Origin of the sequence: Paraburkholderia agricolaris (assembly GCF_009455635.1) — a bacterium.
Classification (GTDB): domain Bacteria; phylum Pseudomonadota; class Gammaproteobacteria; order Burkholderiales; family Burkholderiaceae; genus Paraburkholderia; species Paraburkholderia agricolaris.
In genome coordinates, this window is record NZ_QPER01000001.1 from 2,771,538 (window position 1) to 2,791,947 (window position 20,410).

20 protein-coding genes are annotated in these 20,410 nt (G+C 61.7%); 10 read left to right on the top strand and 10 right to left on the bottom strand.

Going from position 1 to position 20,410, the window contains the following annotated elements; translation table 11 throughout:
* The gene (locus tag GH665_RS12260) at nt 1–1,437 is read right to left on the bottom strand and encodes an NAD-dependent succinate-semialdehyde dehydrogenase (RefSeq protein ID WP_153136078.1); all 1,437 of its coding nucleotides are present in this window, start codon (nt 1,435–1,437) and stop codon (nt 1–3) included.
* Nucleotides 1,438–1,726: 289 nt separating this feature from the next.
* Here GH665_RS12260 and GH665_RS12265 point away from each other — a divergent pair, with 289 nt between their 5' ends.
* The 6 genes from GH665_RS12265 to GH665_RS12290 all read left to right on the top strand — a co-directional run bounded on the left by GH665_RS12265 (nt 1,727) and on the right by GH665_RS12290 (nt 6,873).
* Nucleotides 1,727–2,128, top strand: a complete 402-nt coding sequence (locus tag GH665_RS12265; protein WP_153136079.1) for a cupin domain-containing protein — start codon at nt 1,727–1,729, stop codon at nt 2,126–2,128.
* Nucleotides 2,125–2,889, top strand: coding sequence for an HpcH/HpaI aldolase family protein (locus GH665_RS12270; protein ID WP_153136080.1), 765 nt, complete (start codon nt 2,125–2,127; stop codon nt 2,887–2,889). The genes GH665_RS12265 and GH665_RS12270 overlap by 4 nt, the downstream gene beginning before the upstream one ends.
* An 11-nt stretch (nt 2,890–2,900) precedes the next feature.
* Nucleotides 2,901–3,833 carry a DUF6282 family protein gene (locus tag GH665_RS12275; RefSeq protein ID WP_153136081.1) on the top strand — a complete coding sequence of 311 codons (933 nt, stop codon included), beginning with the start codon at nt 2,901–2,903 and terminating at the stop codon, nt 3,831–3,833.
* A 32-nt stretch (nt 3,834–3,865) separates the two neighbouring features.
* The gene (locus GH665_RS12280; protein ID WP_153136082.1) at nt 3,866–4,714 is read left to right on the top strand and encodes an IclR family transcriptional regulator; all 849 of its coding nucleotides are present in this window, start codon (nt 3,866–3,868) and stop codon (nt 4,712–4,714) included.
* The gene (locus GH665_RS12285) at nt 4,711–5,766 is read left to right on the top strand and encodes a beta/alpha barrel domain-containing protein (RefSeq protein ID WP_153136083.1); all 1,056 of its coding nucleotides are present in this window, start codon (nt 4,711–4,713) and stop codon (nt 5,764–5,766) included. The genes GH665_RS12280 and GH665_RS12285 overlap by 4 nt, the downstream gene beginning before the upstream one ends.
* A gap of 93 nt (nt 5,767–5,859) precedes the next feature.
* Nucleotides 5,860–6,873: a porin gene (locus GH665_RS12290; protein WP_246216196.1), complete on the top strand. Its 1,014-nt coding sequence runs from the start codon at nt 5,860–5,862 to the stop codon at nt 6,871–6,873.
* Between the two features lie 88 nt (nt 6,874–6,961).
* On the opposite strand, the gene GH665_RS12295 is transcribed toward GH665_RS12290, so the two are convergent.
* From GH665_RS12295 to GH665_RS12320, 6 genes are all read right to left on the bottom strand, one after another.
* Nucleotides 6,962–8,287 carry a cation:dicarboxylate symporter family transporter gene (locus GH665_RS12295; RefSeq protein WP_153136084.1) on the bottom strand — a complete coding sequence of 442 codons (1,326 nt, stop codon included), beginning with the start codon at nt 8,285–8,287 and terminating at the stop codon, nt 6,962–6,964.
* A 102-nt stretch (nt 8,288–8,389) separates the two neighbouring features.
* Complete coding sequence (locus GH665_RS12300) at nt 8,390–9,292, bottom strand: transporter substrate-binding domain-containing protein (RefSeq protein ID WP_425496034.1); 903 nt, start codon at nt 9,290–9,292, stop codon at nt 8,390–8,392.
* 46 nt (nt 9,293–9,338) lie between these two features.
* The gene (locus tag GH665_RS12305; protein ID WP_153136085.1) at nt 9,339–10,544 is read right to left on the bottom strand and encodes an aminotransferase class I/II-fold pyridoxal phosphate-dependent enzyme; all 1,206 of its coding nucleotides are present in this window, start codon (nt 10,542–10,544) and stop codon (nt 9,339–9,341) included.
* A gap of 31 nt (nt 10,545–10,575) precedes the next feature.
* Nucleotides 10,576–11,256: an RraA family protein gene (locus GH665_RS12310; protein ID WP_174771715.1), complete on the bottom strand. Its 681-nt coding sequence runs from the start codon at nt 11,254–11,256 to the stop codon at nt 10,576–10,578.
* 27 nt (nt 11,257–11,283) lie between these two features.
* The gene (locus tag GH665_RS12315) at nt 11,284–11,787 is read right to left on the bottom strand and encodes a LeuD/DmdB family oxidoreductase small subunit (protein WP_153136086.1); all 504 of its coding nucleotides are present in this window, start codon (nt 11,785–11,787) and stop codon (nt 11,284–11,286) included.
* Nucleotides 11,788–11,791: 4 nt separating this feature from the next.
* Nucleotides 11,792–13,060 (bottom strand): 3-isopropylmalate dehydratase large subunit, encoded by a 1,269-nt coding sequence (locus GH665_RS12320; RefSeq protein ID WP_153136087.1) that lies wholly within the window; start codon nt 13,058–13,060, stop codon nt 11,792–11,794.
* Between the two features lie 265 nt (nt 13,061–13,325).
* Between GH665_RS12320 and GH665_RS12325 the strand changes: the two genes are divergently transcribed.
* Nucleotides 13,326–14,240: a LysR family transcriptional regulator gene (locus tag GH665_RS12325; protein ID WP_153136088.1), complete on the top strand. Its 915-nt coding sequence runs from the start codon at nt 13,326–13,328 to the stop codon at nt 14,238–14,240.
* 61 nt (nt 14,241–14,301) lie between these two features.
* On the opposite strand, the gene GH665_RS12330 is transcribed toward GH665_RS12325, so the two are convergent.
* Complete coding sequence (locus GH665_RS12330; RefSeq protein ID WP_153136089.1) at nt 14,302–15,363, bottom strand: NAD(P)H-dependent flavin oxidoreductase; 1,062 nt, start codon at nt 15,361–15,363, stop codon at nt 14,302–14,304.
* A 94-nt stretch (nt 15,364–15,457) separates the two neighbouring features.
* On the opposite strand from GH665_RS12330, the gene GH665_RS12335 reads away from it, so the two are divergent.
* A complete protein-coding gene (locus tag GH665_RS12335) occupies nt 15,458–16,327 on the top strand; it encodes a LysR substrate-binding domain-containing protein (protein ID WP_153136090.1) in 870 nt (289 codons plus the stop codon).
* 3 nt (nt 16,328–16,330) lie between these two features.
* Nucleotides 16,331–17,479 carry a YbfB/YjiJ family MFS transporter gene (locus GH665_RS12340; RefSeq protein ID WP_153136091.1) on the top strand — a complete coding sequence of 383 codons (1,149 nt, stop codon included), beginning with the start codon at nt 16,331–16,333 and terminating at the stop codon, nt 17,477–17,479.
* Nucleotides 17,480–17,528: 49 nt separating this feature from the next.
* On the opposite strand, the gene GH665_RS12345 is transcribed toward GH665_RS12340, so the two are convergent.
* Nucleotides 17,529–18,206, bottom strand: coding sequence for an MOSC domain-containing protein (locus GH665_RS12345; protein ID WP_153136092.1), 678 nt, complete (start codon nt 18,204–18,206; stop codon nt 17,529–17,531).
* A gap of 112 nt (nt 18,207–18,318) precedes the next feature.
* Here GH665_RS12345 and GH665_RS12350 point away from each other — a divergent pair, with 112 nt between their 5' ends.
* The gene (locus GH665_RS12350; protein ID WP_153136093.1) at nt 18,319–19,284 is read left to right on the top strand and encodes a LysR family transcriptional regulator; all 966 of its coding nucleotides are present in this window, start codon (nt 18,319–18,321) and stop codon (nt 19,282–19,284) included.
* A gap of 102 nt (nt 19,285–19,386) precedes the next feature.
* Here the strand turns inward: GH665_RS12350 and GH665_RS12355 are convergent, their stop codons facing one another.
* Nucleotides 19,387–20,406, bottom strand: coding sequence for an NAD(P)H-dependent flavin oxidoreductase (locus GH665_RS12355; protein ID WP_153136094.1), 1,020 nt, complete (start codon nt 20,404–20,406; stop codon nt 19,387–19,389).
* Nucleotides 20,407–20,410 lie beyond the last annotated feature (4 nt).

The following is a 20,410-nucleotide window of genomic DNA, read 5'->3' on the forward strand; positions in this document are numbered from 1 at the left end:
TCAGATGCCGATCTGGCTGACGAACTTCGGTTGCAGATAGGCATCGAGCCCTTCGCTGCCGCCCTCGCTGCCGTACCCGCTGTCCTTCCAGCCGCCAAACGGCGTTTCCGGCGCGGCGAGGCCAAAGTGGTTGATCGACACCATGCCGCACTCGAGATCGTCCGCGAGACGCGTGGCCGTGGCGATCGAGCGCGTGAACGCGAATGCGGCGAGCCCGTACGGCAACGCGTTGGCGCGCGCGATGACTTCGTCGAGTGTGTCGAAACGCAGCACCGTCGCGATCGGGCCGAACGGCTCATCGCGCATCACGCGCGCGTGGTCGGGCACGTCGACGAGCACGGTCGGCTGGAAGAAGAAACCGTCTGTGCCCGCGACGCGCTCGCCGCCCACCTGCACCGTCGCCCCGCATTCGCGCGCGTCGGCGACGAACCCGGCCATGGCGTCGACACGGCGTGCGTGCGCGAGCGGGCCCATTTGCGTCTCAGCCGCCGCGCCCGCGCCGACCACGAGCCGCGCGGCCTGGCTTGCGAACGCGCTGACGAACGCGTCGTAGGCACTGGACTGCACGAAGAAACGCGTCGGCGACGCGCACACCTGGCCCGCATTGCGGAACTTCAGGCTCGCGCCGAGCGCGGCTGCCGCCGCGATGTCCGCGTCGTCGCAGACAATGAACGGCGCGTGGCCGCCCAGTTCCAGGGTACAGCGCTTCAGGTGCTGCGCGGCGAACGCGCCGAGCGAACGGCCAACCGGCACCGAGCCCGTGAACGACACCTTGCGGATCACCTCTGAGCGAATCAGGAACGACGAGACCTCGGCCGGCACGCCGAACAGCAGGTTCAACACGCCGGCAGGCACACCCGCGTCCTGAAACGCGCGGCACATTTCGATGCAGGACGAGGGCGTTTCCTCCGGTCCCTTCGCGATAATCGAGCAGCCGGCCGCCAGCGCACCCGCGATCTTGCGCACCAGTTGCGAGACCGGAAAGTTCCACGGGCTGAATGCCGCGACCGGCCCGACCGGCTCACGCAGGACGATCTGACGCGCACCGCGCTGGCGCGGCGGGATCACCCGGCCATAAGCGCGCCGCCCTTCTTCCGCATACCAGTCGACGTGATCGCCCGCGCCGCCCGCTTCCACCCGCGCCTCGGCAAGCGGCTTGCCCTGCTCCTTCGTGATCAGTTGCGCGATCGTCTCAGCACGCTCGCGCAGCAGATCGGCGGCCCGGCCCAGCACTTTCGACCGCTCATACGCCGAGGTCTTGCGCCAGATCTCGAAGCCGCGCTGCGCCGCTTCGAGCGCGAGCGCCATGTCCTGCTCGCTTGCGAGCGTGAGTTCACCCAGTGCGGCGCCGGTCGCGGGGTCGCGCACCGTTGCCCGCTGCGCATGGGTGCCGGCGCGCCACGCGCCGTCGATCAGCAAAGGAGTATTCAAAATCATCTTGCGTCCTGGTTGCGGGGTCTTCCGACCACCTTTCATTAGCCACTTTGTTTTTTTGAACGAAACTATGTTCTTTTCAACGACACATCCTAGACGTACGATTCGAGCCATGTCAAGCACTTGCCACCAGGTGAAAATCCCGACGCCGTTTGCGAACGGTATCGCTTGACCCCGGTAGCCAACGCGATCTACGATTCTTTCCATCGAAAACTTGTTCTTTTAATCGAAACACCGGCAAGCACCAAATTCCGTAGTGCACGCCGCTCCAACTTGCAGGAGACAACCCCTAATGAACTACCAGGATCTGCTTCATAACTGGAACGAGCTGCCGCGCGAGGTCGTGCGCAAGGGCGTGGAACGCGTGGGCTTCCGCGGCGACGACGTCATGTGCGTGATGAACTGGCTTACGCCCGGGATGCAGGTGTTCCCGCACAGCCACACGTTCGAGCAACTCGTGCTGATCGTGCAGGGCCGGGTGCGCTTTCATCTCGACGAAGATGTCATTGAAGGCGGTCCCGGCACGATGATCCGCATCCCGCCGCACGTCATGCATTACGCGGAACCGATCGGCGACGAAGTCGTGCTGAACCTCGACGTGTTCGCGCCGCTGCGTGAGGATTATCGTCATCTGGTCGATTACCAGGCGGACGAGTTTGCAAAGTCGCCCGCGCAGGCGGGGGAATCGGCGTGAGCGCTGACACGTTCCGCAGCCGCCTGTACGCCGGCGAGCCCCTCGTCAGTTCGTTCATCAAGACGGGCCACTATCAGCCCGTGGAGGTGGCGGGCACGGCGGGGCTCGACGCGGTGGTCATCGATGCCGAGCATGCCGCGTTCAGCGCAGGCGATCTCGACGCCTGCCTGATGGCGTGCCGCGCCGCAGGCGTGGCGGGCCTTGTGCGGGTGCCGGACACGCGCCCCGCCACGCTGCTGCAGGTGCTCGACATGGGCGCCCAAGGCGTCCTCGTGCCGCACGTGAAGAGTGCCGCGCAAGCCGCTGAAATCGTCGCCTGCACGCGTTATGCGCGCGGCGTGCGCGGCTTCTCGAACTCGGCGCGTGCTGGCGGCTACGGCGCTGTGCCGATGCGCGAGCACATCGCACGGCAAGACGAAACGGTCAGCGTGATCTGCCAGATCGAGGACGAGGACGCGCTCGCGCATCTCGACGCCATCGCGGCCGTGGACGGCGTCGATTGCCTGTTCGTCGGGCGCGCCGATCTGTCAGTCTCGCTGCGCACGTTCGATCTCGACGCCCCCGCCGTAGCCCAGGCCACCCGCGCCGCGCTCAGCGCGGCCAGCGGCGCCGGCAAGGCCGGCGGCCTCTTTCTCGGCGATGTCGCGAGCGTGCCTCAATGGCGCGCCGCGGGCGCCTCTTTTTTTGTCATCGGCTCGGATCAGTCCATGATGCGCGCCGGCTGGCGTCAGGCCGCACAGGCCGTGCGCGCCGCACTCTGAAAGGAATTCCCATGAACGACACCACACTTGAAATCGACACGACCGAACAGGACGCGCAAATCGACCGCCTCATGCAAGGTGCGATCGACCTGCATTGCCACAGCGGACCATCCGTGATGGCCCGCTACCTCGATCACATCGAGGCGATCCGCGAAGCCTCCACCGCCGGTCTCAGGGCCGTGCTGCTGAAGGATCACTACTACTCGTGCACACCGGTTTCGTATCTGCTCAACAAGCATTTCGCCGATTCCGGCGTGCAGGTGCTCTCGGGCGTGCCGCTTAACAATGCAGTCGGCGGGCTGAACGTGCACGCGGTCGAGCACGGCCTGAAACTCGGCGCGAATCTCGTGTGGATGCCCACGTTCTCGTCGAAGAACCACATCGAGCACCATCATCAGGACAAGCAGTTTGACCAGAAATTTCCCCAGACGACGCAGCGCATGCTGCAGCCGATTCCGCTCACGGTGCTCGACGACAACGGCAAGCTCAAGGATGAAGTGCTGGCGATTCTCGACCTGATTGCCGAAGCGGACGTCGTGCTCTCGGGCGGCCACCTCAACATTGCCGAGATTTTTCCGCTCTTCGAGGAAGCCCGCAAACGCGGCGTGAAACGCCTGCTCGTGAATCACCCAACCTACGTCGTCGACGCCACGCTCGATCACATGCGCCAACTCGCGAGCGAAAGCGTTTTCATGGAACACTCGATGTGCATGTGGGTGCCGGGCTCGAAATTCAAGTTCTACGATCCCGATTTCCTCGGTCAGGTGATCGAGGCAGGCACGGTCGATCTGACGATTCTCGGCTCCGATCTGGGACAGAAAGGCAACCCGACGATCGGCGACGGTTTCCGCAGCGTGATACGCACGGCGCTCGACATTGGCTACAGCGAGGCGGACATCCGTAAAATGACGTCAGGCAATGCCGCCCGGCTGATGGGAATCTGAACCGCCCCGGGCCACAACCGGAGAACGAATCAATGGCAACACAGAAGGCACGCATTCAGGAAGCAAGTGAAGGTCCGACCGTGCTGGAATCGGTCGGGATCGTATTCAGGCTGCTCGACGAGCTATCGTCGGCGCGCCGGCCAATGGGGGTTACCGAGCTCGCGCAGATCGTCGAGGAGCCGAAACCGCGCGTGTACCGGCATCTCGCTTCGCTGCGCCAGCTCGGCGTGGTGGAGCAGGATCCGATCAGCGAGAAATACCGCCTCGGCGCGCGGCTTGTGATTTACGGCGCGGCGGCCAGCGAGCAGTTCGACTTGCGCACGCTCGCCGATCCGTATCTCACGCAGATTCGCGACGCGACGGGTCAGACCGCCCTGCTTTCGGTCGCGACGAACGATACGGCGTTGGTCGTTGCGACGGTCGAGTCGAAGGCGAATGTGTGCATCTCGGTGAAACCCGGCAATCGCGTGCAGCCGTATTGCTCGGCGCAAGGCCGCATCGTGCTCGCGTTCGCCGACGAAGCGAGCCAGCAGCGTGTGATGCGCCGCAAGATGCTGCCGCTTACGCAGAACACTATGACCGACCCCGTCGAACTCGCCGCGCGCCTGAAACTGATACGCGCGCGTCTTTACGACGACGCAGATGGCGAAGTCACGTTCGGCATCAACGCGCTGTGCTGCCCGATCTTCGGCATGAACAACGTGGTGCTGGGAACGATCGGCATCGTCGGATCGAGTGGCGAGGTCGTCTCGCCGCCGGACCCGACGATGCTCCAGCATGTCCAGACCGCCGCCGCGGCGCTCAGCGCACGCATGAACGGCGATGCGTACGAACACACGCTCGCGGCGCATCGCAAGAAAGGGAACAAACCCAAAGCATGACAACTAACCGACTGGAGAGCCGCGTCGGCGCACTCGTCCTCAAGAACCCCGTGATCTGCGGCGCGGGCGAACACACGATGACCGCCGATGCGATTCGCGCCGCACTGCGCCACGGCGCGGGCGCGGTCGTCGCCAAATCGACGAACGAATCGCAAGCCGCGAAGGATCAGCTCGACCGCACTGATTACGCGCTGCTCGACGGACACTGGAACCCCGTTAAGTGGCATGAAGCGGGCTCGCAGGACGCCACGCTCTTCTGTCGCTCGGGCCTCCTGCAACGCAGCTTCGACGGCTGGATCGACGAGCTTGCCGCGCTCGATCGCGAAGCGCGCACAAGTGGCAGCTACGTGATTCCGAGCCTGATTCTGAGCGATCTCGAACAGTGCGCGCGCTTTGCCGCACAGATCGAACAGGCCGGGTTGCGCGTGCTCGAAGTGAATATCGGCGCGCCGCACGGCGAGGAAGCGGCGCAAGGCGCGATCCGGCTGGAGCGCGACGCCGAGCGCATTACCCGGATCGTCGCGCGGCTGCGTGCCAGCACGACGCTGCCGTTATGGATCAAGCTGACCGGCCAGAGCGAAGACGTCACGGGAATCGCGGCTGCCGCGCAGGCGGGCGGTGCGGACGCCGTCATTCTGATGGGCCGCTTCATGGGTTTCCTGCCCGATCTCGACACGCAACGCCCCGTGCTCGGCACGAACGCCGCAGTCGGCGGCGGCTGGGCACTGCCGCTCACGGCGCGCTGGATCTCGCTCACGCGCCGCCGCGTGGGCGCGACGTTTCCTCTGATCGCGACGAATGGCGCGCGCAATGGTCTCGATGTCGCGCGCTTTCTGCTGGCCGGCGCGGCTGCGACCGAAATGACCTCAGCGGTGCTCACCCGCGGCTACGCAGCACTGAGCGAGGCAATCGCCGAACTCGACGCCTACCTCGGCGAGCGCGGACAGTGTGTCGAGCAGGTACTCGGACTCGCTGCCGATAGCGTCGAAACGTATCAGCAGCAAACAAGCCGCCCGGGGCACTGGACGCAGTTCTCTCCCTCCACCGACTGATTCGCCGCTGATCCACGTCATGCCCTTATCCGGGGGCATGACGTGTCTATATATTTCGCATTCCTATACTACTAAAAAGACGCAGGAGACAACTTGAAACGCTTCGCCCCACTACTTGTGCTGCCAATCCTGGCCGCATCGAGCGCACACGCGCAATCGTCGATCACCATGTACGGCATGGTCGATACCTTCGTTCAATACGTGAACACGGGCAACGGTTACACCGCCGCGATGAACAGCAGCGGCCAGTACGGCACGCGCATCGGTTTTCGCGGATCGGAAGACATAGGCGGCGGCAACAAGATCGACTTCACGCTGGAAAATGGCTTCAACTCGAACGATGGCACGTTCGCCACGCCAGGTTCGATGTTCAACCGCCAGGCATGGGTCGGCGCTTCGGGAAACTGGGGAAGCGTGCGCGCGGGGCGACAGAATTCATTGCTGTTCCTCAACGAGGGCCGGCTCGACGCATTCGGTGGCGCGACCCAGGCCTCGGGCATCAATAACCTGAGCGTGTACACCTACCGCACCAGCAACACCGTCTCGTACTTCTCGCCAAAATTCGCCGGTTTTCAGGCGAGTGGCTACCTCGGTCTCGGCGATGCCGGCGGCTTTCGCTCAGGCGGATCGAACTACCAGTTCGCGCTGACCTATGACAACCGGGCGATCTCGGCGGTGTACACCACGCAGGGCGTTCGCAATGCCACCGCGACCAGCACCGAACGCGCCACCTTCGCCGGCGGTTCGTACGACTTCGGCGCAGTACGGCTTTATGCGGGTTACGCTTCGGCCAGTTGGGACGATCTGCGCATCGACATCCGCAGCTACGAAGTCTCGGGGCGCTGGAGCTTCTCGCCGTTCGCCTATGTCGCGCTGGGCTATACCTTCTTGCAGGACCGCAACGGCAGCAACGATGCGGCTCAGTACAGCGCGATGCTCAACTACTCGCTATCCAGACGCATGAACATTTACACGGCACTCTCGTGGCTGGACAACCGAGGCGCCGCACAATATCGTCTGGCTGGCGCAGCCAATGCCGGTCTTGCACTCGCCTACCCGGGCGCGGCTGCCAAGGGCGTGCAGATTGGAATCGTCCAGGCGTTCTAGAGGCGTTCTCAGGATCATGCCGTTCGGCACAGAGGTTTGTGCCGAACGGCATCATCCGGACACGGTGCGGCCGCGCTCATCCACGGCTTTATTTATCCATCGTCGCCAGATACGCCGCACCCTTCGCCTGATCGTAGCGTCCCTCCCATCGGGCGATGACAAGCGGCGCAATCGTGTTACCCAGCACGTTCAGCGCGGAGCGGCCCATATCCATGAACCGGTCGACACCCGCGATCAACAGCAAGCCCTCAAGCGGCAATCCCGCGCTGGTGAGGGTCGCAAGCATGGTCACGAACATCATGCCTGGTACCGCTGCGACGCCTTTGGATGTGACGACCATTGTCAGCGTCAACAGGATCTGCTGCTGCCAGCCCAAATGGATGCCGTACAACTGCGCGACGAAAAGCGCGCCGATTCCGAGGTAAATCGCTGCGCCGTCGAGGTTGAACGTATATCCCGCCGGCACGACAAAGGTCGTAATGCTCTCCGGCACACCGTAGTCTTCCACCTTTCTCATGAGCTGCGGCATAACGGTCGCGGAACTGCAGGTCGAGAACGCGATCAGGAGTTCACTCCTGATCATGCGCAGCAACACGAAAATGTTGAAACCGAAGATCCGTGCCGTTATTCCAAGAACCACCAGCGCGAACAATGCGATGACCAGATAGGTCACGGCGACAAGCTTCAGCAGCGGCAGCAGGGAGCCGAACCCGAAACTCGCCACCGTCACAGCAATCAGCGCACACACGCCAATCGGGGCATAGCGCATCACCATGTTGGTGACCTTGTACATCGTATCGGCGACACCCTTGAACGTTGAGATCACCGGCTTGCGCAACTCCTCCGGCACCGACTGCAGGCCAAGTCCAAAAATGACGGCAAAGAAAATCACCGGCAGCAGGTCACCCTTCGCCATCGAGCTAAAGATGTTCTCCGGAATGATCCCCAGAATGAGCTGCATGAAGCCGTGATGTCCCTGCGCCTGCTGGGTCATCTGCTGGAGCTTCGACACGTCGACATGTCCAAGTTTTGACATGTCCACGCCCACGCCAGGCTGCAGCACATTACCCGCCGCAAGGCCGATGACGATGGCAACGGTCGTGATAACCTCGAAATAGACCAGCGTTTTCAGGCCAATGCGTCCAAGCGATTTACCGTCGCCCACGCCGGCAATCCCCACCACGATGCTGGTGAAAACCAGAGGAACGACAATCATCTTGATGAGCTTGATGAAAATGTCCCCTGCCGGCTGCAATAAACCGCTAACCATCGACTCCCGGAGCTCGGGATTGAAATTGAGTACGATCCCGATGGCGATACCCACTACCAGTCCAATCACAATCTGCCAGGCGAAACCTAATCGTGGTTTGCTGCGCGCTGGCTGAACGCGCCGGTGTTCGGCGATGGTGTCCATGCTGTCTCCTGACTGAAGGCGCCGGACTTCGACGCAGGTGTACCGGTTATTCCCGATCACAAAAGAAGAAACGCGGAATGCCGGCGCTGAACGCCTGCACCGTTAGTCGTCCATCGGGCGATCGTTCGGATGTGAAAAGACGGCCTTCAGGGCGTCGCTCATCGGTAAGCCGAGGTTGATGCCCTTGGGCGCAATCGGCGACATGAACCACGTGGTGTAAAGCGCCTGGCCACGGCCGTCTGTTTCGAGCCGTGCGATAGTCCGGTCGGCTACTGCCTTGAGCGCGCCATCGCCTTTGGGAAGCATGCATGCGATCGCTTCGTGGGTTTGCGGCGCTCCGGTAATGACGTAGTCGTCAGGGCGGTGCGCGGTCGCCCGTTCGCTGGCGAGCACGTCCGCATCCATGAAGAAGGCAGCGGCGCGGCCGGTTTCAAGATTCAGGAACGACGCACTGTGGTCCCGTGCTTCGACAATCGTGATGTTCGCGTTCTTCTGCTGAATGTAAGTTCTAAGGTAGCGCTCGGATGTCGTCCCCGTGGTGACCGCGACCGTCTTGCCGATCAGGTCGTTAAACGAATGGATATCCGAGTTTGCTTTCGTCAGCAGCCGTGTTTCTGTCACCGAGATGGTGTTGGAGAAATCGACCTGCTGGGCCCGTTCCTTGTTGTTCGTCGTCCCGCCGCACTCGAGATCGATCGTGCCGTTCTGAATCAACGCGATGCGGTTCTGCGCGTTCACCGGAATCATCTTCACCTGAAGGCCCGGTGCACCGATCTCCGCCTTGATCTGCTTGACGATCTCCTGCGCGATGTCTTGCGAATAGCCGATCACGCGCTCGTTGTTGTCGTAGTAGGAGTACGGCACCGACGATTCCCGATAGCCAAGCACGATCGTGTTTCTGGCCTTGATGGATGCGAGCCGTCCTGTCAGATCCTGCGCGTGCGCGCCGAGTGCGGCACCGCAGAGCAGCATCACGGCAGCGGCGCGATAAGGCAGACTAGTCATTTCTTTCTTCTCCCCGAGATTGAACAACGCACGCCTCGCCCATCCATCACGGGCGCAGCGCCGCACAGGCGACAGCAATCCGTTGGCACGCCAGTTCGAGCTGCTCGAAGGAAGTGGCAAACGAAATGCGAAAGGCCGGAGAAAGGCCGAACGCCGCGCCCTGAATCACCGCGACCTCCTGGCTTTCCAGCAGGTACATGACAAAATCGGTGTCGCTGCCGATTACCCGGCCATCGGGCGTGCGCTTGCCGATGACGCCCGCGCAGGACGGATAGACATAGAACGCGCCGGTAGGACGCGGGCAATACAGACCGTCAATCGCATTCAGACTTTCCACGACGAGGTCCCGCCGCCGCTGGTATTCATTGCGCCAGCCCGCGAGAAAATCGGTTGATCCGGTCAATGCGGCGAGTGCCGCGGCCTGGCTCACGGAGGACGGATTGCTCGTACTTTGCGACTGGAGTTTGGCCATGGTCTTGATAAGCGTCTTCGGGCCGCCTGCATAACCAATTCGCCAGCCGGTCATGGCAAACGCCTTCGACACACCGTTGATCGTCAACGTGCGCTCGCGCAGATGCGGATTGCAGCGGGCAAACGTGGCGAATTTCAGACCGTCGTAAACAAGATGTTCGTAGACGTCATCGGTCATGACCCAGACATGGGGGTGGCGGCCGAGCACCTCGCCCAACGCGACGAGTTCATTTTCGGTGTAAGTCGCTCCCGTCGGATTGCAGGGAGAATTGAGCACGACCCATTTGGTGCGCCCGGTGATGACCGATTCGAGCTGGGCGGGCGTCATCTTGTAGTTGCTGTCCACGTCACATTCAACCACTACCGGCTGCCCGCCGTTCAGCAGCACCATATCCGGATAGGACACCCAGTACGGCGCGGGAATCACGACTTCGTCGCCCTCCTCCACGGTGCTCGTGAAGGCATTGAAAACGACCTGTTTGCCGCCGTTTCCTACGGTAATCTCATCCTGCGCAAAAATCAGTCCGTTCTCGCGTTCGAACTTTTCGCGTATCGCACGCTTGAGTTCGGGCGTACCGTCCACCACCGTGTAACGTGTCTTGCCCGCCTTCATCGCCGCATAGGCGGCTTCGACGATATGCGGCGGCGTATCGAAGTCCGGCTCGCCGGACGTCAGGCCGATGATGTCCCGGCCTTGCGCGCGCAGTTCCTTGACGCGTGCAGTCGCCATTGAACTCGGCGATGGCTTGATGCGCTCCATACGGCTGGCAATCAGTTTCATTCTGGTCTCTCGTGACAACGTGAATAAGTGCTCAGGCAATGACGCCTTTCTGCTTCAGGTAGGTGTCGATCCAACCGCGCTTGTCCTGTCCGGCGAGAATCGCTTCCTTGCGTTGCTGCTCCCTTTGCGCCTGCGCAGTGGCGGCAACCAGCAGGTTTTCAAGCTGCTCGGCGGGAACCGCCACGAGACCATCCTCATCGCCGACGATCAGATCGCCGGCCGCAATCACAAGGCCGCCGATCGCAACCGGCACATTGATCTCACCCGGCCCCTCCTTGAACGGGCCGCGATGCGTGTTGCCTCGGGCAAAGCACGGGAAGTCCGCCGCATAAAACGCGGCAACATCGCGCACGGCTCCGTCGATGACGAAACCCGCAACGCCGCGTACTTGTGCATGCATCTGCATCAATTCACCGACCAGTGCCTGCGAGAGTTCACCGCCGCCGTCGACGACAATGACATCGCCAGGCTCGGCCATATCCAGCGCCTTGTGAATCATCAGGTTGTCGCCTGGCCTTACCTTGACCGTTACAGCACGGCCCACAAGCTTCTTCTGGCGGTGGTAGGACTTCAGCCCGATCACGCCACACAGCCGCTGCATGTTGTCGCTGATATGCGGCGTAACGATGGACTGAAAGCGTTCGATGATGTCTTGGCGGATCGGCGCCGGCATCGGCATGATGCGAAAGCCCGGCATGGAGGGATGGCTCATGAGTTCTAATCCAGATGACAATGAAAATTAAAGCGTCGAATGCTCGCGCAGATAGGCGACGAGGCCGCCGGCGTCGAGGATCTTCAGAATGTCGTGCGCAATGGGTGCGGCCTCGATCTCGCGACCGTTGTGCGCACAACGCACCACGATGCGCGGCCCCATCTCGATCTCCAGCGCATCGCCGCCCGCGATCTGGCTGGTATCGCATTCGATTGGATAGAGTCCGTTGTTGACGGCATTGCGAAAGTAGGTGCGCGCAAAGCTTTGTGCGAGCACGACCCGGATTCCGGCACCGATCACGGCCGTCACGGCGACTTCCATTGCTGAACCGCAGCCGAAATTCTTGCCCGCAACCAGGATGTCGCCCGTACGCACCGAGGCAGCAAAATCAGGCGCGATGGTCTCGAACAGATAGTTCTTCAGAACGTCCGGATCGAGCGATTCCCGTTTGCGTCGCGAAGAGATGATGTAGTCGGTATTGATGTCGTCGCCAAAGCGGCGCGCGGCACCCTTGATGGAGCGTGGCGTCATCTTTCTATCGCTTCCCAGAGAGGGTTTGCGGGCTGGCTATCTGACCCGCGACAGCGCTCGCAGCGCACACTTCCGGAGACGCCAGGAATATATTGGCGCTTGCGTTGCCCATGCGCCCTTTGAAATTCCGGTTAGCCGTGGAGATCACATTCGCCTCGTCTTCGGGAATGGCACCGGCCGTGCCGCAACATGAGCCGCAACCCGGGGTGACGATAATGGCGCCCAATGCGATCAATTCGGCCAGTTCGCCGCCTTGAGTCAACTCGATCAGCACCTCGCGCGACGCGGGCGTGACCACCAGTTGCACGCCCGCAGCGGGCCTGCCAAATTTCCGGAATACCGCAAGCGCCTGACGAAAGTCTTTCGCGCGGCCACCCGTGCACGTGCCGAGGTATGCCATCTGCACGGGCACGTTGCCTATTTCATCGAGGCGCGTAACGTGATCGACGTTATGCGGCAGTGCCACGTACGGACACAAGGTCGCAAGATCGATCTCCAGGGTTCGGCTATAGACAGCATCCGCATCCGCGGAGAGACCTTCCAGCGGGCCCTCGACGCGCCCGCTGAGGTACCGCTCGCAGGCCGCGTCGAAAGGGAATGCGGCATTCTTGGCGCCCATTTCGACGGACAGATTGGCGAGCACCAGACGATCTTCGAAATCGAGTGTCTCGAGACCGTCGCCATGAAATTCCAGCGTCTGATACGCCGCGCCATCCGCGCCTAGCAGTTTCGCGAGATGAAGCGCGAGATCTTTCGGATAGACACCGAGCGGCAATTCGCCATGCAAGGTAATCCGGATCGACTGTGGCACTTTGAGCCACACTTTTCCGGTCATCATCACGCCCGCCAGATCCGAGGAGCCGATACCGGTTGCAAAACAGTTCGCGGCGCCGTAGGTCACCGCGTGGCTGTCAGCGCCCACGAGAAGCCGGCCAGGCGCAGCAAGCCCCTGCTCCACCACGATCTGGTGGCCGATCCCCTCACCGATATCGAACAACGGAATGCCTTGCTCACGGGCGAAACGCCGGATCTTCGCCTGCAGCATGGCGGCCTTCGGGCTCGGCGCGGGTGCGTAATGGTCGAGTGCAAAGAGCAGTTTCTCAGGCGAGCGAACGTGCGAAGCGCCCATCGCTGCAAAGTAGTCCATGGCCATTGGAATGGAGCCGTCGGTGCCCATTGCACAATCCACGTCACAGATTGCAATATCGCCCGCATTGACGCTGCGTCCCGAGTTGAGAGACAACAGCTTTTCCGAAAGAGTTTTTCCTGACATGTCGTTGATCCGGCGATTCGGAATGGGCTGACAACGGGCTGACATACCGTCTTGCGCAACGCGCAAGCCGCCTCACCCGATACTGACTGCACGCTGCTACGGTCTTTCGGGCCGCCTCAAACCCGACCGCTGAAACCAGTATCGCAAACCACAATAAATCGTATGGGGAGTAATCGGCATCGCGAAGAAGGAATAAAATTCATAGGTCGACGGCGTGACAGATGCACTTATCCGAGGCGGGGAAATATTCGATGCGCGTGAAACCATGCTAACGCTCAAACAACTGGAAGCCGTCTATTGGGTTGCCAAACTAGGCACGTTCGGCGCGGCGGCAGACCGCCTGTACACAACGCAGTCAGCCATTTCAAAGCGCATCGGCGAACTGGAAGTGTTCTTCGAGGTCTCGCTGTTCGACCGCAGCAGGCGGATAGTCCAACTCACCGCGAAAGGCCGCGAATTGCTCGAAGCGGCGGAGGAGATGTTGCAGGCCCGTGACCGGTTACTTGACCGCATGGGCAAAGAAGTGGAAGTCGTGCGGCACTTTCGTTTAGGCATTACGGAGTTGATCGCCTTGACGTTCCTGCCGCGACTCGTACACGAGATTCGCGAGACCTATCCGAGCGTCTCTCTCGAACCGGAAATCGACGTCAGCGCCAATCTTGCTGCAAGGCTTCTGCGCGGCGAGGTCGATTTCATCATCGCGCCGACGGTGCTCAAGGATCCGCGCTTTACGTCGGTGCCGTTGAAAAAACTTCAGCTCCACTGGATGGCGAGCCCGTCGCTGATCGAGGCCTCGCGGGTACTCTCGCTGGAAGAAATTGCCAGTTATCCGATTCTGATGCAGATCGGCACGTCGGGGGTCGACGCCATCTACGAGCGCTGGTTCGCATCGAAAAACCTCGCGATTAAACGCACCTTTGCCGGCAATAGTCTGATCGCGCTGAGTTCGCTCACGGTGGCGGGGTTCGGCGTGAGCTATCTGCCCGCGCTGTATTTCTCCGATCTTGCCGAGCAGGGCCTGCTCAACGTGCTGCATTCCACGCAAAGCTTGCCCGCGGTGCGCTACTACGCCATCTACCGCAACGACGGTCCTGCGCCGCTCTACTCGATGGTGGCCGATCTCGCGAGGCGGCTCTGCGATTTTTCAAAACCTGACCTCGCGTCTGTTATTTCACGCTAAAAAATCAGCCACGGTTGGTGCGGCGAGAGCGTGCTTTGTGGAACGCATCACCGCACCGCCATCAGCCTTGCAATTCCTGAACGAGCGTCTGAACCAGTTGCGCGGCAGTCAGCTCGCGCGCCAGCGGCGCGCCCTGCCCCGCCCACTGCGCCGCGAATTCATGGTTGCCCAGTTTCGCTGCAGCCGCGCTCAATTGCTTGGCAGCGTCGTAGGCGACCGGATACGCGGCGGGCACAGGACTGCCCAACGATTCACCGAACGCGATGAGGCGATTGACCATGCCGCGTGCTGGCCGGCCGGACAGCACGCTCGTCAACCGGGTGGCTGCCGCCCGCGCGCTCCTGAGATTGGCGCGATAGCTGGCATTGGCCGCCGATTCGGGACACAGAACGAAAGCGGTGCCGAGTTGCGCGGCAGCCGCGCCGAGGTCCAGCGCCGCCTTGATTCCCTGACCGTCCATGATGCCGCCCGCAGCAATCACCGGCAGCTTCGTTCGCTGCACCAGCAAGCGGACCAGTACGGCGGTGCTTAGCTGTTCGTCGACAGCGTCCGGGTCGAACATACCGCGGTGGCCGCCGGCCTCGATCCCTTGCGCCACGATCGCGTCGACGCCAGCCTGCTCGCCAAGTTCAGCTTCACGGAGGTTGGTGGCGCTGGCCAACGTGGTGATGCCCGCGTCGCGCAACGCCTTGATGCGATCCACCGACGGCAAACCAAAGTGGAAGCTGACAACCGATGGACGCTGCTCGATCAGCAGATCGAACACCGCATCGTCATGCAGAAATGTCGTGTAGATCTCATTGAGCGCGGCCGGAGGCTCAATGCCCGCCTCCGCGAACAGCGGCGCCAGGTACCGCAGCCACGCCGCTTCACGCGCCGCATCGCGCTCTGCAGGCGCATGGCAGAACACATTCACATTGAACGGCCCACGCGTCAGGCTGCGCGTTTCCTCGATCATCTTGCGCGCCTGATCAGCCGTGCTCGCACCGATGCCAAGGGAGCCCAGTCCACCGGCATTGGAAACCGCGGCCGCTAGTTGCGGCGTGGAGACGCCCGCCATCGGCGCCTGAATGATGGGGAACGCAATGCCAAGTCGTGCGATGAAAGGGTTTAGCGAACTCATGGCGACTCCTGTTCTGGAACGGGTTGAACGGTGACGATGACAAATTCTCTAATTGAGAATAAAATAATTCTATCATTTCTTTTTAGAGATCAACATGGATCTGGAGTCGCTCAACATCTTCTGCATCGTGGCAGCGGAACTGAGCATCACACGCGCGGCAAGCCGCCTTGGCCGGGTGCAGTCCAATGTCACCACGCGGATTCAGCAACTGGAAGCGGATGTAGGCGTGGAGCTTTTTGTCCGCAGCGGCAAGCGGCTCAGCCTGTCGACGGCCGGCGAGCGCTTTCTCGACTACGCAAAGCGTTTGCTGGCGTTGGAAGAGGAGGCGCGTAACGTGGTCACGGGCGGTCTCGATGGCGGCGTCCTGCGCATGGGCTGTATGGAAAGTACGGCCGCCAGCCGTCTGCCCGCCGTGCTCGCTGCGTACCATGCCCGCTACCCGGCCACACGGCTTGAAGTCAGTACGGGCCCGTCGCGCCAGCTACTGGAACAGGTCCGCACCGGGAGACTGGACTGCGCATTCCTGGCCTTGCCGCCGGCAGCGGGCGATGACGCCTCACTGGCAGATATGGGTCTGGTCGCCGAAAAAGCGTGGCTTGAAGAACTGCTGTTGCTGGCCCCCACCAGCGAAGCGTCCGCTGACACTCCTCGGGCAATCCGAACGCGGTCGCTGGCTGCGTTCGCACAGGGTTGCTCGTACCGCGCCATCGCGGAACAGTTGCTCGGCATTCCTGATTCACCTGGCTGGCAAGTCCAGGAAATGGGCTCCTACCACGCCATGATCGCGTGCGTTGCCGCCGGCGCCTGCGTCACGGTGCTGCCGAAAAGCGTCCTTGAGCTAGCCAAGGTTCCAACCGGTCTGAAGACGCTGCCTGCCGGGCAGGTCGAAACCTGTCTGCTGTGGCGTTCGGGCTATAACGTTCCAGCCTTCCAGAACCTGCAGAATCAAATGAAGAGAGTTTGAGAGATGAACACAATCGCAGCACGGACCAGCGTCAATCTGCGCCCGGCTATCGACGCAGCGTTGATCATGGCCATCGGCATGGGCTTTGGCCGTTTCGCATTCACCGCCATCTATCCGCATATGGTGGAAGAGGGATTGCTCAGTCTGCATGGAGGCAGCCTCGCCGCGTCCGCAAACTACGCCGGCTATCTGCTCGGCGCCTTGCTGGCGATCCGGGCCCAGGCCCACAGTGCGCACCGCCTGTGCCTCTGGTCCATGGCCGGCACGGCGTTTTGCCTGGCCATTCTGTCCGTGCTGGACGCAACCTGGATGATTGTGGCGGTCCGCGGCATCGCCGGCGTGTTCAGCGCGCTCGCCATGGTGGCGGCTTCACTCTGGCTCCTCGAACATCGCCGGCAACTTCACAGGGCACCCCTGCTCTATGCGGGTGTGGGCATCGGGATCGCCGTGTCCGCCGAACTTCTGGTCGCGGGCGCCGATGCCGGACTGCACAGCAAAGGGCTTTGGCTGCTGCTCGGCGTAACGAGCCTGATCATCGGGCTGGCCGCCACGCCTGGGCTGGTGGCCCATGGCTCCGCGACGATCGCTTCATCGGCCGGCACCTCATCCCACACGCAAAAAACGGTCAAGCCCTGGCCGCTGGTGGTGATCTATGGCCTGGCGGGCCTGGGCTACATCGTCACTGCCACTTACCTGCCGCTGCTGGTCAGAAGCACCTTGCCGAATGTAGACCCAGCCCATGTCTGGGCGGTGTTCGGACTGGGCGCCGCGCCCTCGTGCTTCCTGTGGCATCGGATTCACGAGCGGCTCGGAACACGTACAGCATTACTGATTAATCTCATCCTTCAGGCAGTAGGAGTCGTTCTACCGGTCATCGCGCAATCCGCGGCCGGGTATCTGCTCAGTGCCCTGCTGGTAGGCGGAACGTTCATGGGGACGGTAACCATTGCCATGCCCGCGGCGCAGCGCGTGGCGAGCAAGGTTCGCGGCAACCTGATGGCGATCATGACGGTGATTTATGGTGTCGGGCAGATCGCCGGTCCGGTGGCGGCCAACGCGCTCCATGCGCAAAGCCACACCTTTTCCAGTTCGCTGGTAGCCGCGTCCGGCGCGCTGGTGGTGGCGGCAGTCATGAGCGTTCTAGTGCTTTGAACCTATCCGCAAGGAAACCCAGATGAGTGCGTCACGCGCCTGGATTCGCTCAGGCAGGGCTAGTGGCTCGAGCACGCAGCCACGTTGCCCGCTGATCCAGCCGGCGCCGCCACTCCAGGGCAAGTCCAGGGACAGCGGCCAGTTCGGCAAGATCATCGAGCAACGGCCGGTGCGACATCTGCACCTGCCAGAACTGCTCGATCGAGAAACGCTGCGTATGCCGCTCGAGAAGCACGATGTCGTCGCCTACCTGCATGTTGCCCGGGCTGAGAACCCGGTAATACCAACCCGTGATCCTCGTCTGGGCGACAAGCATCGACATCCGTTCCACACCAAAACGATGATTGATCTTCCAGCACGGACTACGCGGCTGGGACACCTGCAGGACGACGCTGCCAACCCGGTACACATCGCCGATATACACGTCCCGCTCGGTCATGTGATGAGTCGAAATATTCTCACCAAGGCTGCCGGGCACCAGCGACTCCACACATTGCTGAAACGCCTCGCCCAGCAGGAGGTAGTTTTCAGCCGCGTAGTGATGCACGGCCTTTTCCGCTCCACCATGCACTCTGGGGTCGCCATGTTCGTCGCCAACGATACCCAACGCTTCGACCCGCGCTATTCCGTGCACGCGACGTTTGTAGATACCGGTGCGCTGACCTTCCGGTTCCAGGCTTTTGAGACCGCCTGCGAAGAGATGTTCGATGTTTGAGATCGTCGCCATTTTTTAATAAAGCTCTACTAAGTGTTTGTGCCACTGTGCCGCCCACCGGCGATCCAGTAAAGTGATGATGAGCGATGGATGCCATCACTCTTGATGATAAAAGGGTGTAGCCATGGAATTGCGTCATTTGAAGATCTTCTGCGCCGTCGCCGAATATGGCAGCTTCACTGCCGCTGCGGACAAGGTGCATACCGTCCAGTCCAACATCACCATGCGGGTAAAGGAACTCGAATCCGAGTTGGGGCGGCAACTGTTCATCCGGCAAAAGAGCGGTGTCGTTATCACTTCGGCAGGACAGACCTTTCTTGGCTACGCGCAGCGGATTTTGCAACTCACGGACGAGAGCCGTAATGCGCTGCTCGACACCATCACCCCTGCCGGGCATCTGCGCCTCGGTTCAATGGAGACAACCGCTGCCATTCGGCTACCCCAGGTGCTGACCCGATACCGGGAAAAATATCCTCAGGTTCAACTGTCGCTTCTGACCGGCACAACCATCGAGCTGATCAAAGCCATCGAGAGCCACCGTCTCGACGGTGCCTTTGTCGGCGGACTCCATCAGAATGCCGCCCTGCTGCAGGACGAGATTTTTCAGGAGGAACTGGTTCTGGTCAGCAGCAGCGAGTTCGATTCGCTCGACACGTTGATCGAAGCGATGCCACAGCAGACCGTCCTCGTTTTCCGCACCGGCTGTTTTTACAGGTCGACACTCGAGCACTGGTTTCATCAGGTCGGCCTGATGCCGAACCAGGTGATGGAACTCGGAACGCTGGATGGCATTCTGTCGTGCGTATCCGCCAACATGGGCATTACCCTGCTGCCGAGATCCATCGCTGAAAACTTCGGCGCGCGACACGCACTACACGTCCACCAGTTGCCCGCAGAATTTTCCAACGTCAAGACTGTTTTCATTCGTCGAGCCGATGCCTTGACCACACCGGCGCTGGCCGCGTTCATGGAGGTCGCTCGCGATCAGCTTGCGCAGATCGACGGCGAAGTGGAGGTGCTTCACCCAATCCTCCGCGCTGCCGACAATCAGCCGGCGGACCCGGATCGTGCCACGGCCCTGGCGTCGTGAAGCAGCCTTGGGGCGCGCCGGCCGGCGCGAACTGCACCGTAACGCCCAAAGCTCACAGGTGAATGACATCAGGTGAGAACCCGGTTCACGGCCTGTAGACAGTCAGGCTGTTCCGCCGACCGCAACCTGCAGCGGCCTCATCGGGGTGCGGATCGAGTCGATTTCTCTGGCGTTCGTGGTGGCAGCCTGCTTCGGAAGTCCGGCCGCCAGTTCAGCGACGCGCTCTGCCGCGGGCGTCACACCGTGTATCTTGCCCACGCCCTGGCCCGCATACAGGGAAAGTTTCTGCGCCATACGTGGCTTATCAATAATACGGGCACCGCCACCGACGAAACGCAGAAGGTTCCACCTGTCGCGATTGGGAATCACGCGATGCGGAGTGCCATATTTCCAGCCGAACGAGTAGCCTGTTCGATACTCCGTATCGTCCACCGTTGCGTCGACGATCTTCTGCTTGTACAGCGGATGCGCGTTCGATTCCTCACTGGCCACAAAGGCCGTACCGACCAGCACGCCCGACGCACCCAGCTCCATCACGACGCGCACATCGTCGCGTGTAGTGATCCCTCCCGCTGCCAGCACATGCCGGCCTCGTGCGAGATCGCATAGCGCCGGCAGCAGCGACAGGAGCCCGATGGTGCCGCGATTGAGGTGCCCACCGCATTCACTGCCCTGTGCGACGATAATGTCCGCCCCCCGCTCAAGCGCCATTCGCGCCAAAGCGACTGTGCCGACCTGCACCATGACGATCATGCCGGCATCCTTCGCGCGCGCAATCATGTCGGCGCCATAGTCTTCGGCGTAGAACAGCGACAGCATCCGGGGCCGTTCCTGCAGGACTACCTGGAACTGCGCTTCGAAGACCTCGGGGCCGCCGAAAGACGGAACCAGATTTACACCAAAGGGCTGGTCCGTGAGCGACCGTGTCTGCTGAATCCATTTGCGAAGCGTTAGCGGAGGAAGTCGCAGGCCGCCCAGCGTCCCCATGCCGCCCGCTTCGGCCACCGCGGCGACCAGTTCCGGCCCTGAGATCGCCGCCATGCCGGCGAGGAAGATCGGGTAGCGCACACCGCATAGCCGGGTGATCTCGTTTCCAATGAATCCCGTTTTGAATTCGTTCATGGTT

What these genes read in the sequence shown, in the direction of transcription:
- GH665_RS12260 (WP_153136078.1), bottom strand. Translation starts at nt 1,437, where the DNA reads ATGATTTTGAATACTCCTTTGCTGATCGACGGCGCGTGGCGCGCCGGC.
- GH665_RS12265 (WP_153136079.1), top strand. Translation starts at nt 1,727, where the DNA reads ATGAACTACCAGGATCTGCTTCATAACTGGAACGAGCTGCCGCGCGAG.
- GH665_RS12275 (WP_153136081.1), top strand. Translation starts at nt 2,901, where the DNA reads ATGAACGACACCACACTTGAAATCGACACGACCGAACAGGACGCGCAA.
- GH665_RS12280 (WP_153136082.1), top strand. Translation starts at nt 3,866, where the DNA reads ATGGCAACACAGAAGGCACGCATTCAGGAAGCAAGTGAAGGTCCGACC.
- GH665_RS12285 (WP_153136083.1), top strand. Translation starts at nt 4,711, where the DNA reads ATGACAACTAACCGACTGGAGAGCCGCGTCGGCGCACTCGTCCTCAAG.
- GH665_RS12295 (WP_153136084.1), bottom strand. Translation starts at nt 8,287, where the DNA reads ATGGACACCATCGCCGAACACCGGCGCGTTCAGCCAGCGCGCAGCAAA.
- GH665_RS12300 (WP_425496034.1), bottom strand. Translation starts at nt 9,292, where the DNA reads ATGACTAGTCTGCCTTATCGCGCCGCTGCCGTGATGCTGCTCTGCGGT.
- GH665_RS12305 (WP_153136085.1), bottom strand. Translation starts at nt 10,544, where the DNA reads ATGAAACTGATTGCCAGCCGTATGGAGCGCATCAAGCCATCGCCGAGT.
- GH665_RS12310 (WP_174771715.1), bottom strand. Translation starts at nt 11,256, where the DNA reads ATGAGCCATCCCTCCATGCCGGGCTTTCGCATCATGCCGATGCCGGCG.
- GH665_RS12315 (WP_153136086.1), bottom strand. Translation starts at nt 11,787, where the DNA reads ATGACGCCACGCTCCATCAAGGGTGCCGCGCGCCGCTTTGGCGACGAC.
- GH665_RS12320 (WP_153136087.1), bottom strand. Translation starts at nt 13,060, where the DNA reads ATGTCAGGAAAAACTCTTTCGGAAAAGCTGTTGTCTCTCAACTCGGGA.
- GH665_RS12325 (WP_153136088.1), top strand. Translation starts at nt 13,326, where the DNA reads ATGCTAACGCTCAAACAACTGGAAGCCGTCTATTGGGTTGCCAAACTA.
- GH665_RS12330 (WP_153136089.1), bottom strand. Translation starts at nt 15,363, where the DNA reads ATGAGTTCGCTAAACCCTTTCATCGCACGACTTGGCATTGCGTTCCCC.
- GH665_RS12335 (WP_153136090.1), top strand. Translation starts at nt 15,458, where the DNA reads ATGGATCTGGAGTCGCTCAACATCTTCTGCATCGTGGCAGCGGAACTG.
- GH665_RS12340 (WP_153136091.1), top strand. Translation starts at nt 16,331, where the DNA reads ATGAACACAATCGCAGCACGGACCAGCGTCAATCTGCGCCCGGCTATC.
- GH665_RS12345 (WP_153136092.1), bottom strand. Translation starts at nt 18,206, where the DNA reads ATGGCGACGATCTCAAACATCGAACATCTCTTCGCAGGCGGTCTCAAA.
- GH665_RS12350 (WP_153136093.1), top strand. Translation starts at nt 18,319, where the DNA reads ATGGAATTGCGTCATTTGAAGATCTTCTGCGCCGTCGCCGAATATGGC.
- GH665_RS12355 (WP_153136094.1), bottom strand. Translation starts at nt 20,406, where the DNA reads ATGAACGAATTCAAAACGGGATTCATTGGAAACGAGATCACCCGGCTA.